Source organism: Acinetobacter sp. Marseille-Q1618 (assembly GCF_902809855.1).
Lineage (GTDB): Bacteria > Pseudomonadota > Gammaproteobacteria > Pseudomonadales > Moraxellaceae > Acinetobacter.
In genome coordinates, this window is the sequence record NZ_CADDWJ010000001.1 from 480,735 (window position 1) to 495,388 (window position 14,654).

Below are 14,654 nucleotides of genomic sequence, written 5' to 3' on the forward strand. Positions count from 1 at the left end.
TACTTAAGATGATGTATATGATTTCTAAGCTGCCTATATGGCAGTGAACACTGCTTCACAAGTTTCTAAAGTTCTTGCTAATTTCTAAGCTGCCTATATGGCAGTGAACTAATAACAACTTGTGCAGCTTCACATACGACTTTTCTAAGCTGCCTATATGGCAGTGAACCCCAGCTAAAGACGGTATTTCCCATGTGGATTTTTCTAAGCTGCCTATATGGCAGTGAACTACAACTGTTGAGGATGACAAACAGTATTACTTTTCTAAGCTGCCTATATGGCAGTGAACAATCAGACGGTTTAGCTTTTGATACACCGAATTTTCTAAGCTGCCTATATGGCAGTGAACTGAGTTTTAGCAAGGTCACTTTTAGTTTTATTTTTCTAAGCTGCCTATATGGCAGTGAACCAGTGAATCAAAATCAGTTTCAACAACAAGAATTTCTAAGCTGCCTATATGGCAGTGAACACATACAGGGATTCTACAAGCGCCTGACGATTTTTCTAAGCTGCCTATATGGCAGTGAACTTCCGCTTATCAACTCTCTGCATTTCGATAATTTTCTAAGCTGCCTATATGGCAGTGAACGGTGTCATTGATGCAGGTGCTTTAAATACAACATTTCTAAGCTGCCTATATGGCAGTGAACGGTGTCATTGATGCAGGTGCTTTAAATACAACATTTCTAAGCTGCCTATATGGCAGTGAACGGGTATAGTGAGTACTGCTTTGCGAATCATTGTTTCTAAGCTGCCTATATGGCAGTGAACGCTCAACGATTGCCATGCGCTCAAAAGTCTCATTTCTAAGCTGCCTATATGGCAGTGAACAGTATTTATTTGCAGCAGCAGCAAGAGCATCCTTTCTAAGCTGCCTATATGGCAGTGAACCACCTACTTTTGCAAATGCTCAAACACTTGCGTTTCTAAGCTGCCTATATGGCAGTGAACAGTAATTTTAAGCAATAAAACATCAAAATAACAGTGGGTTAGTATTAAAAATAACAAAACACCCAAAGTTTTTTGTAGTTTTATAACTTATTGATTTATTTAAAATGTTAAGGAGTAAGAAAATATTGGGGTAAAAACTTAGGTTTGTCAAAACACTTTTAAACTTATTTCAAAAAATTATCTTATGATCAGTGTATTCTTACATAAGTTGAGGATCACAAAGGATGATTTGAGTGCAAATTTAAAATGAAATGACCGCGGAAAAGTCTCTTGTCAGTGCTAATTTTGGGATGATAGCACTATTGATGTACAAATATTTATTTCCTGAATAATCTCTTATCTAGGATTCATATTAAAAAATCTAGAGCGTATTTATGTATCAAATATAGGTATAAAATTTATAAGTTTTTGTTTATTTTAATAAAATAAATAATTGAAAGAAGTTTTGTATTTTCATATTTTTGTCAGAATTTTAAAAATAAATGCATATTGTCCGACAAATACCGATATTTGTTGCACCATGAGTGTGCTTTATTATGCTTATAAATAAATCACATAATTTTTTTATGGTTTATATTGACAATATTCATTGTCAGATTTATTTTGATAGTGGCGCCACAATTTGTTCAGAAAATTGAAATTATGAGTTGAGTAAAAATAAATAAACTCAATGGAGTTGTCATATGAAAAAATATCAAACGATCATTATTGGAAGTGGTTTTGGTGGGCAGTGTGCTGCGATTAACTTATTGAAAAAGGGGATGTCCGACTTTGTTATCCTTGAGCGTCGAGATTTTGTAGGGGGAACATGGTGCCAAAACAGTTATCCGGGGGCAGCTGTTGATGTGCAATCACCTTTATATTCAATTTCACATGAACCTTATGCTTGGAGCCAAATGTTTGCCGATCAGAAAGAGTTGGAAGTGTATACGAACCATGTGATCGACAAATATAAATTACGTGAAAAAACCAAGACCAACTGTAATGTCACCAAAGTTGAATGGAACAATGAACAGCATCATTGGGCTGTTGATACTGAAAATGGTGAAACTTTCTATGGACAGTTTTTAATTAATGCATCTGGTCCATTAAGTACGCCAGTTATTCCGGATTTTAAAGGGAAAGATACATTTAAAGGCAGAAGCTTCCATACCAATGATTGGGATCATAGCTATGATTACAAAGGCAAAAAAGTTGCTGTAATTGGAAGTGGTGCAAGTGCTGCACAGGTGATTCCAGCCATTGCTGGGGATGTTGCTGAATTACATATTTTCCAGCGTACACCGCATTGGGTTCTACCTCGACCAGACTATAAATTTAGCCCAATTCAACAAAAAATGATCGGAAATAAATACATTCATAAAGCTGTACGAACAGCCGTCTATTGGCAACTTGAAACTCGCTTAATTGGCTTTAAATATTCAAAATTGGCATTAAATTTGATCGCACAACGAGAAGCGAAAAATTTCATTAAGAAGCAAATCAAAGATCCAAAATTACGTGCAGCAGTTACACCTGATTATACTATTGGTTGTAAACGTATTATTATTTCTAATACTTTATATCCTGCGATGTGCCAAGATAATGTGACTTTGCATACTAAAGATTCCAGCGTTGCTTCAATCGATAAAACAGGGATTAATACCAGTAAAGGCGAGCATATTGATCTAGATCTGATTATTTATTCAACAGGTTATGATGCAACAGATGGTCCAATTTCTTATCCAATTATTGGTAAAAAGAAACAAGCATTGGGCGATAAATGGAGTGATTTCCCACGCGCATATTTAGGTACCACGATTCCTGATTTTCCTAACTTCTTTATGGTGATTGGACCAAATACAGGGATTGGACATACTTCAGCGATTTTCATTATCGAATCACAAATGAACTATATTATGAAAGCTATTGAAGCTACGATTGATAAAGGTCGCAAAGCCATCGAAGTCACTGAAAAAGCAGAAGATAAATATACCACGATGATTCATAAAGAAATGGACAAAACGGTATGGAAAACAGGTGGTTGTAATAGTTGGTATAAAAACAAAAGTGGACACATTATTGCAATGTACCCAGGTTTTAGTTTTACCTACCATTTAAAAACCAATAACTTTAAAGCCAAAGATCATCATTTCTATTCTTAAAAAATAGAAATTTTAGATAAGAACGAAGAGCATCAATGCTCTTCGTTTTTTGTTGATGGGTTTTCTTGGGTGAACTAATTTGGTGAATTTGACAATAAAAACTCCCAATTTACACCAAATTCAGTATCATAAGCCTCGATAGGAGAGATTTATGAAAAAGTCAGTCATTTGCACTGTATTTGGTACAGTTTTGGTCTTATCGGGTTGTGCTGAAAAAAAAGCTGCAACTCCTGAAGAAATTTGGAAAGGCTATTGTACAAGTATTGGTAATGCAGCACGTTCAATTACTTTAGATCGTCAAAATGGCATTACTAAAAAAGAAGCTTTAGATTATGCAAATAAAGTCACCGATCCTACAACAAAGGGCTTTGTTTTAGACTATCTAGAAAGAATTTATGCAGTGTCTGATGCTGAACTAAAAGCAGACAAAGATGCTGTGCAAATCAAGTTTAAACAGCAAGCTTATGAGCAATGTTTAAATACACCACACGATCCTAAAAAAATGCCAGATTATAAGCCGTTCTAATCGAACGGTTTTTTTATGTATCTAAGGATTGAGTTTATACTCACTGTTTTAATATCATTCTAATTATATCTATGTAATTCATTGTATTTTTTAAAATCATTATAAGGTTATTATGAAATTGATTAAAACGAAACAATATTTTTATACACTCAGTTTTTCATTGTTGTTGGGGGTAAGTGGAGCGACTTATGCAGCGCCAAAAGTGAGTTCGGAAAATACGCAACAATTGATTAAAAAAGCTGATCAAGGCGATATTGAAGCGATTCAACAACTGACTACGATGTATGCCAAAGGTGAGAATGTTGTAAAAGACGATCAAAAAGCACTGCAATATTCAAGAAAAGGTGCTGCTTTAGGAGATACTCAGTCAAAATATATGGCAGGGATGATTTTATTGCATCGTGCGAATGCCTCGAAACAAGACCTTGCGGAAGCGACTAAATTTTTAACTGAAGTTGCTGAATCAGGGCATGCGCATACTCAAGTGACTTTGGGAAGTTATTATTTAACAGGTGAAATTTTACCGAAAAATATAGCGTTGGGAATCAAGTGGACAGAGGCCGCAGCTAAACAAAATCATGGCTTGGCACTGAATAATCTAGGTTGGATGTATTATAAAGGGACAGGGGTTCAACAAGATTATAAAAAAGCCGTTGAATATTTGGAAAAAGGCGTAAAGCAGAATAATGCTTTAGCCTATGCTAACTTAGCGACACTTTATAGTCGTGGTGATGGTGTAAAACAAAATGATAAAAAAGCAGTGCAACTTTTAGAAAAAGCGGTTGAACTCGGAGAGCCAAAAGCAAAAGTTAATCTTGCGCTTGCCTATTATCAAGGGGTAGGTGTGAAAAAGGATCAGGACAAAGCCTATCAATTGATACAAGAAGCGGCAGCAGCAGGTGTACCTGAAGCTATTGCAATGTTACAGAGTGCGCAAACCGATGCACGAGGTTGTCGTGAAGTGAAAAGTATGGTCGATGGAAAAGTCTATACAGCGATTGAATGTCCAATAAGTTAAGTTTGTGCAGATGTAAATGAAACAACTTAAGCCATGCTATAAAGCAGCATGGCTTTTTGCATTTAAGTATATTTTTGAACTATTTTGCAATAAAAAATGATTAGCATAAAAAGTGAAAAGCATATATAAAATATAGAAATAGAAAGCACAGTAAAGGAGCATTCCATGGAAGTTGTTGCGTATTTACACAATGCTGACTTGCTCGTTGAAGATGACCAAGGTGTCGCTGTGATTAGCGGAAGTCATTATGTGTTAAGTTTAGGTGATCAGGTGCATATTCGTCAGATCATTGATGAACGTGCTAAGATTTATCAAGTTCATATTTCATTTGCCAGTGCGGCACATGCTATGCTGCATGAAGATGAGATTTGCATCAAATTTGAAGGGTGTAAAGACGCGTTTCAAAACTATTTACGCAGTACCACAGTCCACTAAGGTGGTATTTTAAAATCCATTCAATCAAGGCAACATAAGTTGCCTTTTTTACGAATGACAATCTGTTAAACGTAATGTAAGTATTTTCATTTTATAAATGAGCAAGAAATCAGGCAAAGTGAGATGTATTGGATAAAATCTAGTGAAATACAGCCACTATTTATTTATAAAATAACGGTCATCACGAATTAACACGCTGCTTGCATTAACTTTTGACTTGATTTTTAGTAAAATTTGACAGTCCATATTACTTGTAAAGCTTTTACTAAGCTGGAATTTACAAGTAATTTTTTAAAAAAGAGGAATAACACCGTGCTAGAAGCTTACCGCCAACACGTTGAAGAACGTGCCGCACTCGGAGTCCCACCGAAGCCACTTGACGATGCTCAAACTGCTGCATTAGTTGAATTATTAAAAAATCCACCAGCAGGCGAAGAAGCATTCTTAGTTGATTTGCTTGAAAACCGTGTTCCTGCAGGTGTTGACCAAGCTGCTTATGTAAAAGCTGCTTTCTTAGCTGCTGTGGCAAAAGGCGAAGCAACTTCTCCACTAGTTTCTAAAGAACGTGCGGTTTACTTACTAGGTACTATGCTTGGTGGTTATAACGTTGCACCATTGGTTGCATTGCTGGATGATGCAGCGCTAGGTGAGTTAGCTGCTGAAGCATTGAAGAAAACACTTCTTGTATTTGATGCGTTCCATGATGTTGCTGACAAAGCAAAAGCAGGTAATGCAAATGCAAAAGCGGTTATGCAATCTTGGGCTGATGCTGAATGGTTCACAAGTCGTAAAGATGTTCCTGAAGAAATCAAACTTACAGTTTTCAAAGTCACTGGCGAAACCAACACTGATGACTTGTCACCAGCACAAGATGCTTGGAGCCGTCCAGACATTCCGTTACATGCTAACGCAATGCTTAAAAACGTGCGTGATGGTATCAACCCAGAAGTTCCTGGTGAAGTTGGTCCATTAAACCAAATCAAAGAATTGATCGCAAAAGGCAATCAAGTTGCTTATGTGGGTGACGTTGTTGGTACAGGTTCATCTCGTAAATCTGCAACGAACTCTGTGCTTTGGTTCTTTGGTGACGAAATCGCTCACATCCCGAACAAAAAAGACGGTGGTTACTGCTTAGGTTCTAAGATCGCTCCGATTTTCTTCAACACCATGGAAGATGCTGGTGCATTACCAGTAGAAATCGATGTTCAAAACATGAACATGGGCGATGAAATTACGTTAAAAATCGACCATGCTGCAGCGAAAGTAACAGCGTTCAAAGATGGCGCTCAAATCGCTGAAGCTGAACTTAAAACCCCTGTTCTTCTAGACGAAGTACGTGCTGGTGGTCGTATTAACTTGATCGTTGGTCGTGGTTTAACTGCAAAAGCACGTGAAGCTTTAGGTCTTCCTGCTTCTACTTTATTCCGTGCGCCAGTTCAACCTGAGAATACTGGTAAAGGCTTCACGCAAGCACAAAAAATGGTAGGTCGCGCTTGTGGTCTTCCTGAAGGTCAAGGTGTTCGTCCAGGTACTTACTGCGAACCTAAAATGACGACTGTTGGTTCGCAAGATACAACTGGTCCAATGACGCGTGATGAATTGAAAGACTTAGCATGCTTAGGTTTCTCTGCTGACCTCGTTATGCAATCTTTCTGTCACACTGCTGCATATCCAAAACCAGTTGACGTGCAAATGCAACACACGCTTCCTGATTTCATCATGAACCGTGGCGGTGTTTCACTTCGTCCAGGTGACGGTATTATCCACTCTTGGTTAAACCGTATGCTTCTTCCAGATACAGTCGGTACTGGTGGTGACTCACATACTCGTTTCCCAATCGGTATTTCATTCCCTGCAGGTTCTGGTCTTGTAGCGTTCGCTGCTGCAACTGGTGTTATGCCCCTAGACATGCCTGAGTCTGTTCTTGTTAAGTTCAAAGGTAAAATGCAACCTGGTATCACACTACGTGACCTCGTACATGCGATTCCTTACGTTGCGATCCAAGAAGGCGACTTAACTGTAGAGAAGAAAGGTAAGAAAAACATCTTCTCTGGTCGTATCTTAGAGATCGACTTAACAGAAATGGAAACTGACTTAACTGTTGAGCAAGCATTCGAACTTTCTGATGCTTCTGCTGAACGTTCTGCTGCGGGTTGTTCGATCACGCTTTCTGAAGAGAAAGTTGCTGAATACCTTCGTTCAAACATCACTATGCTTAAGTGGATGATTTCTGAAGGTTATGGCGATGCACGTACGATGGCTCGTCGTGTTGAGAACATGGAAAAATGGTTAGCGAATCCATCACTTCTTAAAGCTGATGCTGATGCAGAATATACGAAAGTATATGAAATTGACCTTGCGACCATCACTGAACCAGTTCTTTGCTGTCCAAACGATCCAGATGATGCGAAATTGTTATCTGACGTTCAAGGCGTGAAAATTGACGAAGTATTCGTTGGTTCATGTATGACGAACATCGGTCACTTCCGTGCAGCGGGTAAATTGTTAGAGAAAGTTCCTGGTGGTTCTTTATCTACGCGTTTATGGTTGGCTCCTCCAACGCGTATGGACGAGCGTCAATTGATGGAAGAAGGTTTCTATAATACTTATGGTAAAGCTGGCGCGCGTACTGAGATGCCAGGTTGTTCATTATGTATGGGTAACCAAGCACGTGTAGCACCGAACACAACTTGTGTATCGACTTCTACGCGTAACTTCCCGAACCGTTTAGGTCAAGGTGCTAACGTTTACTTAGCGTCTGCTGAACTTGCTTCTGTTGCTGCTGTACTTGGTAAATTACCAACTCCAGAAGAATACCAACAGTATGCGGCTCAAATTGACAGCATGTCTGCTGATATCTATCAATACTTAAGCTTTGACAAGATGGAGTCTTATACAGACGCATCTAAAGAAGTAGATACCAAGAAAATTGCTGCTGCTCAATTAAGCTAATATGTTGAAAAATAAATTAAATTAAGTTATAAAAGCTCCACTTGGGTGGGGCTTTTTTATATGAAATTAACTAAATTTACTATTAAAAATTTTAGAAGTATTACAGATGGGAGTGAGATTGACTTAACTGAGTATTCTGTACTAGTGGGGCGTAATAATGAGGGGAAAACAACTGTACTTCTTGCTCTTAAGATGGCTATGGATGCATTGATAAGTCACGGACGTAGCATAAGAAATCGTTCCAGCCGTAGTGTTAGGTATGAATGGGATAGAGATTTTCCAATTTCACTACAAAATAAATCAAGAATAAAAAAAGAAACAGTTTTCAGATTGTATTTTGAGCTGGATGAAATTGAACAACTAGAATTTAAAAAAGTAATTAAAAGTAATACTAATGGTGATCTATGTATTGAAATTACATTTGATGAGAAAAGTATTCCTGAATTTTTAGTACCAAAGAGGGGGAGCAGTTCTTTAACGAAAAAATCTGCAATTATTTCTAAATATATAGCCGAGCGAATTCAGTTTACATACATACCAGCTGTTCGTACAGAGCGTGAAGCCATTTCAGCAATTAATGAAATGATTGAAGAAGAGTTAGCGCGACTTGAAAACGAGTTACCTTATAAAGAGGCTTTAAATGTAATTGAAGGATTGCAGAAACCTGTGTTAGATAGGGTATCAAGAACTATTGAAACTTCTCTACAAAAATTCTTACCTAATATTAACAGTGTTAGTTTAGGTATATCCGACTATGAGCGTAAATATCGGCTTCGGAAAGATTACTTTATAGAAATTGATGATGGAAATAAAACAAATATCCAGTTTAAAGGAGATGGTGTTAAAAGTCTTGCTGCTGTTGGTTTATTAAAAGATAGGCAAAAAATACATAATGGGGCTTCAATTATAGCTATTGAAGAGCCAGAGTCTCATTTACACCCTTCGGCAATGCATAGTTTGAAATCTGCATTAGAGGAATTGTCGAGTGAAAATCAATTAATTATTTCCACTCATAATCCTGTATTCGTTCATAGAGATAAATTGTCTAATAATATTTTAGTTTCAAATAATAAAGTTAAAGCCGTAAAAAAAATTAAAGAAATACGTGAATGTTTAGGAGTTAGAACATCTGATAATTTGGTACACTCAAATAAAATTATTTTAGTCGAAGGTGAAAGTGATAAAATATTTCTCACAAAACTTATCCAAGAAAAAAGCTCAAAAATAACAAGACTAATTAAAGATGGAGATTTGGCGATAGTTTCAATTGATGGTGAAAGTAAATTGGTATACAACCTTAAGTGGTATATAGATCAACTATGTTCTTGTTTTGTGATAGTAGATAACGATTCAGCGGCAAAATCAACTATTGCTAAATTATTAGCAAGTAAAGAGTTAGATCAAAAATCTTATAGTCATGTTGTTTGTTTGGGAATGCTTGAATCTGAATTAGAAAACTTGCTAAAAACAGATTTTTATAAAGATTTAATTTTAGATAAATTTGGTATAGATATAATTAACACACAGTTTTCAAAAAAGAAAATCAAATGGAGTGATGCATTAACGGAAATATTACAGTCGATGGGTAAGACAGTTACTTTAAATGATCTGACAGATTTAAAGAAGCTAATTGCACAAAAATCAAAAACGTATAATCTTTATGAAAATATTTCTTCTCATAATTTACCATTTGTTGATAACTTGATAATTCAATTAGAAAATTATTTTATTAAATAAAATAATGTGGAAATTTATTAATGTCCAAACAATCCCGATTCCTCTGTATAGGTGGTTTCCTCAACGGAACACAAGTCAAAGATCAAGGTGACAGCTTTATTTGTATCGAAAATGGCAAACAAGTGACTTACTTTAAAAAGGAAATTTTCAACCAAGATGCTTGGGATCATGACTATTATGTTTGTGAAACGACCAGTGATGTAGATGCTAAAAAATGGGTCTTTGACATTCAATAATCGAAAAATTAAAATTCTAGACATTAAAAAGCCCCCTGATTCAGGGGGCTAGTCGTATCACTCGCATGATACTCATATAAGGCTCATCTCATACTGTTTCCATTAAAACATAAAACAAGAAATTTAGCCAAAACAAGATTCTAAAAATTGAGAAAAATAAATCAGAACATACCAGACGTGCTTACTTAATGGGTTTTTAGCCTGAGATATGTTATTTATAAAACAGGTAATGGCTTAAGGATGAAAAAGATGAGTTTTAACAATAAAGTAGTGATCGTAACAGGTGGTGCAAGTGGGATTGGCTTAGCAACGGTAAAGTCATTCTGCAAAAATGGCGCTAAAGTAGTTATTGCCGATTTAAGTCAGCATGGACAAACAGTGAGTGATGAACTTAATCAACAAGGTTTTACCACCAGTTATTTCCAAATAGATGTACGCAACGAACAAGAAAATAAAGCCTTAATCCAACACACAGTGGATACATTTTCTGGTCTCGATATTGTCTTTGCCAATGCTGGTGTGGCGATGGATGCGCCAATTGACCAGTTACCCGTAGATCGCTGGCAAAAAACCATAGATATTAACTTAACAGCAGTGTATTTACTGGATAAATATGCCATTGAATATTGGCTAGCAGAAAATAAACAAGGCGTGATTGTGAATTGTGGTTCAATCCATAGTTGGGTCGGCAAAAAGGGTGTAACAGCATATGCTGCAGCGAAAGCTGGTGTAAAACTACTCACCCAAACACTTGCTATCGATTATGCAGCCAAAGGAATACGTATTAATGCCGTATGTCCAGGGTATATTGATACGCCATTGTTGAGTGCGGCGGATGAACGCCAAAAAGAAACACTCGCTAAATTGCATCCAATTGGACGCTTAGGTCAGCCTGAAGAAGTTGCAAATGTTGTTCTATTTCTTGCAAGTGATGAGGCTTCTTTTGTAAATGGTACAGCGATCTTAGTAGATGGTGGTTATACTGCTCAATAAAGTAAACAAACCATAGTTGTAATTAGCACAGCTAGATATATGTATCTGTGCTAATGCTTCATTTATTTTAAAATCAGAAAAATTAAAAACTTATAACAGAACGATGATTATGAAAAATTGAAAGTTATTCAATCATCAACAAATCTGCGCTATTTGCTAACTTTAAAGGTCTTAACGCAAAAATAGAGCGTGTATGACGTATGCCTTTCATTGAGTATAAATTTTTCCGTAAAAAACGCTCATAATGCTCTGCATTTTTTACTGCAACTTTCACCAAATAATCATAATCACCTGTGACTAAATGCGCTTCAACAACTTCAGGCATATTGGCAAGGGCATGACTAAACTCATCTAAAATTTCATCATCATGTCGTTCAAGTGTAATTTCAATAAAAAATAACTCATTAATACCTAAGGCTTTCGGATTAATATTTGCGGTATAACCATCAATAATATGGGCATTTTCCAAACGCTTTAAACGAGTCCAACACGGGGAAGTCGACAGATTTACCTTTTCAGCCAGTTCGGTCACACTCAACCGACCATCTTTACGAAGCTCAGATAAAATTTTTCGATCAATACGATCAAGTTGGTAAAGAGAATCAGTCATGACAAATTAAATGATATTTCAATTAAAAAAAAGCTTATAACACTATGCTCAATGATGAAATGCAAAACAACAAATCTCTGTCAGTTTGCTGTAAAAAGCAGCATTAAACACGCGAAAGTTTGAAACCTGTCAAACAACTCTACTGAAAGTAACTATACAAAAAATAAAATTATTTTTAGAATAAAATTATCTCCAAATTCTACCTTTTAGAATATGCCGAAAACCAAACAGCCTACCCAAAAACAACTGATGGCAGTTATTCAAACTCAAACTGCGATTGCTAAACTTGGTTTAGATTTAAATGCCGTCATGACATTGGTGGCGGAACAAGCCCAACTGATCACAAAAGCAAAAGGGGCAGTGGTCGAGTTAGCCGAAGATGGGGAAATGGTTTATCGTGCTGTATCAGGCGGGGCAGCGCATTTGCTTGGCTTACGTTTAAATCAAGAAAACAGTTTGTCGGGATTATGTGTCGCAGAAAATAAAATTTTATATTGTGAAGACAGTGAACTTGATGAGCGTGTAGATAAAGTTGCTTGTCGAAAAGTTGGATTACGTTCGATGGCAGTGGTTCCACTGATTCATTGTGGTGATGCGATTGGTGTTCTCAAAATTTATGCAGAACAAGTCTCCGCATTTAAAGAAGGTGATCTACAACTTTTAACCTTAATGTCGGAGCTGATTGCGGCAGCGATGTATCATGCCACTCGATTTGGCGCACATGAGCTCTATAAGCTTGCTACAAAAGATCAGCTCACAGGATTGGCAAATCGAGCATTGTTTTTGGATTGTTTGCGTCAAGGATTACTTACAGCCAAACAAAATAATAAAAAATTAGGTGTTTTAATGATCGATATGGATGGTCTAAAACGGATCAATGATGAATATGGGCATCGCTTGGGGGATGCTGCACTCAAAGAAATTGCTGAGCGCATAAAAAAATCTACACGACACGATGACTTGGTCGCACGTTTAGGTGGTGATGAGTTTGCTGTGATTTTATCTTCAGTGGAAAATCAAGAGCTAGCAAAAACTGCTATGAATCGTATTTCTGAAGCCTGTGGCTTACCTTTTGTATTTGAAAATGTTGATTTAAAAATTGGTGCAAGTTTAGGCTTGGCAATTTTTCCGAAAGATGCAGAAGGTGTAGATCAGTTAATCGAGTGCGCAGATTTAAATATGTATGAAGATAAGCGTGAGAGAAAATCAGTTCAAATTGAAAAGCAAAACAATAATTAATTGTATATTTTCAATAGTGTAAGTAAAAATTTATTAGATTTTAATTAGGCATGCTTAAATTTTTCATTCTTTTACTGAAAAATAGAGGTTAACCAGTGTCTTAAAGCAGAGAGTTGATAAATATTTTCTTTAAGCTTTTATATAAAGAAAAATTTTTTCAAAAATAACTAAAATTAAGCTGAAATAAGAAAAACATTTTAAGCTGAATTTGCCTAAAATAAACCTATTCAATCAAAGACATTTGGGAGACTGGCTTTGATTCTGCGGACAGTATCTTTAGCGGAAGGGTGCCTTTAAAGATACTGTCCGCAACTTAGTTTAAATATGTATTCAATGCCAACTATTTACCTCACATTCGCTTTTTTCTGCTTTAACCAATAAGCAAAACTTAAACAAATAATCCAAACGGGAATCAATAAAACTGCAATACGCATATCAGGCGTCAGCCACATAATCGCTAAGATACCAAACATAAAAGCAATACAAATATAATTACTGAGTGGATAAGCAATCGCAGGGAAAAGTGTTGTTTTACTAAGACTCTGCATTTTTTGTTTAAATTTTAAATGCGTACATGCCAGCATCATCCAATTAATAACGATTGCTGATACCACCAAACTCATCAGTAATTTAAAAGCCTTTTCTGGGAAAATATAATTCAGCACAACGCAAATTAAAGTCACTAAGGCAGAACTTAAAATCGCAGCATAAGGAATCCCGCGTTGATTAATTTTACGTAAAAATTTGGGTGCATTACCTTGTTCTGCAAGTCCGAGCAACATGCGACTCGTGCCATAACTTGTGCCGTTATAAACCGAAATTGCAGCAGTTAAAACCACAAAATTTAAAATGGTCGCCACGCCCTGACTTCCCAATGAATCAAAAATTAGCACAAATGGACTACCACCTTCTGCAATTTGATTCCAAGGAAATAAAGACAACAAAACGACGATCGTCAACACATAAAACAATAGAACACGATAGACGATTTGATTCACCGCTTTAGGAATGGTCTTGCTTGGATTTTTGGTTTCTGCTGCAGCGATCCCGACCAATTCAATGCCACCAAATGAAAACATGATAATCGCCATAGCCATGACTAAACCAGTTAATCCATTGGGGAAAAAGCCACCTAATGCCCATAAGTTGGAGATGGAGGCAGTTTCACCTGCATGACCACTTGCTAAAAGCCACGCACCAAAGCCAATCATGCCAATAATTGCCACGATTTTAATGATGGAAAATAGAAACTCCATTTCCCCAAAGACTTTGACGTGCGTTAAATTAATCGCATTGATTAATAAAAAGAAAGCCAGTGCAGACACCCAAGTTGGGATGTCAGGCCACCAATATTGCACATATAAACCGATGGCGCTAAGTTCTGCCATACACACTAAAATGTTGAGTACCCAATAGTTCCAACCTGACATAAAGCCTGCAAATGGACTCCAAAACTTATAAGCAAAATAGCTAAACGAGCCACTTACAGGTTCTTCAACCACCATTTCACCGAGTTGGCGCATCATAAAAAAGGCGATTAAACCCGCAATGGCATAACCTAAAATGACTGAAGGGCCAGCAAGTTTAATGGTTTGTGAAATTCCAAGAAAAAGTCCAGTCCCGATTGATCCGCCCAAAGCGATTAGTTGAATGTGGCGGTTACTTAAGCCATGTTTAAGTTGGCTTTGCTTTTGCGATGACATAAATGATCCATTTATGTAAAAGGTGAGAAAGACAGCGAAGGCTGAAAAATAAGTGAGGGTTACTATAATAAAAATTTATGTATAAATGAAATTTAATTTATGAATATTCA

At 36.7% G+C, this 14,654-nt stretch carries 11 protein-coding genes and 1 CRISPR repeat array (1 of these 12 only partly in view); of the genes, 9 read left to right on the forward strand and 2 right to left on the reverse strand.

The genetic code is table 11. From position 1 onward, the window contains the following. A CRISPR array of direct repeats spans nt 1-951; the repeat unit is 28 nt; unit sequence TTTCTAAGCTGCCTATATGGCAGTGAAC (it extends 1,660 nt beyond the left edge of the window). Nucleotides 952-1,634: 683 nt separating this feature from the next. From HUS24_RS02140 to HUS24_RS02175, 8 genes are all read left to right on the forward strand, one after another. Then, nucleotides 1,635-3,095 (forward strand): NAD(P)/FAD-dependent oxidoreductase, encoded by a 1,461-nt coding sequence (locus HUS24_RS02140; protein WP_173910405.1) that lies wholly within the window; start codon nt 1,635-1,637, stop codon nt 3,093-3,095. A gap of 151 nt (nt 3,096-3,246) precedes the next feature. After that, on the forward strand, nt 3,247-3,621 hold the full coding sequence (locus HUS24_RS02145) for a hypothetical protein (protein WP_173910406.1): 375 nt from the start codon (nt 3,247-3,249) through the stop codon (nt 3,619-3,621). A 112-nt stretch (nt 3,622-3,733) separates the two neighbouring features. Further along, nucleotides 3,734-4,639 carry a tetratricopeptide repeat protein gene (locus HUS24_RS02150; protein ID WP_173910407.1) on the forward strand — a complete coding sequence of 302 codons (906 nt, stop codon included), beginning with the start codon at nt 3,734-3,736 and terminating at the stop codon, nt 4,637-4,639. 165 nt (nt 4,640-4,804) lie between these two features. Further along, on the forward strand, nt 4,805-5,074 hold the full coding sequence (locus tag HUS24_RS02155) for a hypothetical protein (protein ID WP_173910408.1): 270 nt from the start codon (nt 4,805-4,807) through the stop codon (nt 5,072-5,074). A 312-nt stretch (nt 5,075-5,386) separates the two neighbouring features. Next, nucleotides 5,387-8,026, forward strand: coding sequence for a bifunctional aconitate hydratase 2/2-methylisocitrate dehydratase (locus tag HUS24_RS02160; protein WP_173910409.1), 2,640 nt, complete (start codon nt 5,387-5,389; stop codon nt 8,024-8,026). 60 nt (nt 8,027-8,086) lie between these two features. Then, a complete protein-coding gene (locus tag HUS24_RS02165; RefSeq protein WP_173910410.1) occupies nt 8,087-9,763 on the forward strand; it encodes an ATP-dependent endonuclease in 1,677 nt (558 codons plus the stop codon). A 20-nt stretch (nt 9,764-9,783) separates the two neighbouring features. Beyond that, nucleotides 9,784-9,999 carry a hypothetical protein gene (locus HUS24_RS02170; protein WP_173910411.1) on the forward strand — a complete coding sequence of 72 codons (216 nt, stop codon included), beginning with the start codon at nt 9,784-9,786 and terminating at the stop codon, nt 9,997-9,999. A gap of 249 nt (nt 10,000-10,248) precedes the next feature. Further along, nucleotides 10,249-10,992: an SDR family NAD(P)-dependent oxidoreductase gene (locus tag HUS24_RS02175; protein WP_173910412.1), complete on the forward strand. Its 744-nt coding sequence runs from the start codon at nt 10,249-10,251 to the stop codon at nt 10,990-10,992. Nucleotides 10,993-11,116: 124 nt separating this feature from the next. On the opposite strand, the gene HUS24_RS02180 is transcribed toward HUS24_RS02175, so the two are convergent. Continuing rightward, the gene (locus HUS24_RS02180) at nt 11,117-11,602 is read right to left on the reverse strand and encodes an Lrp/AsnC family transcriptional regulator (protein WP_173910413.1); all 486 of its coding nucleotides are present in this window, start codon (nt 11,600-11,602) and stop codon (nt 11,117-11,119) included. Between the two features lie 213 nt (nt 11,603-11,815). Here HUS24_RS02180 and HUS24_RS02185 point away from each other — a divergent pair, with 213 nt between their 5' ends. Beyond that, nucleotides 11,816-12,841 carry a sensor domain-containing diguanylate cyclase gene (locus tag HUS24_RS02185; RefSeq protein WP_173910414.1) on the forward strand — a complete coding sequence of 342 codons (1,026 nt, stop codon included), beginning with the start codon at nt 11,816-11,818 and terminating at the stop codon, nt 12,839-12,841. A 344-nt stretch (nt 12,842-13,185) separates the two neighbouring features. Here HUS24_RS02185 and HUS24_RS02190 read toward each other — a convergent pair whose 3' ends face one another. Next, entirely contained in the window at nt 13,186-14,544 is a 1,359-nt protein-coding gene (locus HUS24_RS02190; RefSeq protein WP_173910415.1) for an amino acid permease, read from the reverse strand. Nucleotides 14,545-14,654 lie beyond the last annotated feature (110 nt).

Coding starts and splice junctions, on each gene's coding strand:
- HUS24_RS02140 (WP_173910405.1), top strand. CDS start 1,635: ATGAAAAAATATCAAACGATCATTATTGGAAGTGGTTTTGGTGGGCAG.
- HUS24_RS02145 (WP_173910406.1), top strand. CDS start 3,247: ATGAAAAAGTCAGTCATTTGCACTGTATTTGGTACAGTTTTGGTCTTA.
- HUS24_RS02150 (WP_173910407.1), top strand. CDS start 3,734: ATGAAATTGATTAAAACGAAACAATATTTTTATACACTCAGTTTTTCA.
- HUS24_RS02155 (WP_173910408.1), top strand. CDS start 4,805: ATGGAAGTTGTTGCGTATTTACACAATGCTGACTTGCTCGTTGAAGAT.
- HUS24_RS02165 (WP_173910410.1), top strand. CDS start 8,087: ATGAAATTAACTAAATTTACTATTAAAAATTTTAGAAGTATTACAGAT.
- HUS24_RS02170 (WP_173910411.1), top strand. CDS start 9,784: ATGTCCAAACAATCCCGATTCCTCTGTATAGGTGGTTTCCTCAACGGA.
- HUS24_RS02175 (WP_173910412.1), top strand. CDS start 10,249: ATGAGTTTTAACAATAAAGTAGTGATCGTAACAGGTGGTGCAAGTGGG.
- HUS24_RS02180 (WP_173910413.1), bottom strand. CDS start 11,602: ATGACTGATTCTCTTTACCAACTTGATCGTATTGATCGAAAAATTTTA.
- HUS24_RS02185 (WP_173910414.1), top strand. CDS start 11,816: ATGCCGAAAACCAAACAGCCTACCCAAAAACAACTGATGGCAGTTATT.
- HUS24_RS02190 (WP_173910415.1), bottom strand. CDS start 14,544: ATGTCATCGCAAAAGCAAAGCCAACTTAAACATGGCTTAAGTAACCGC.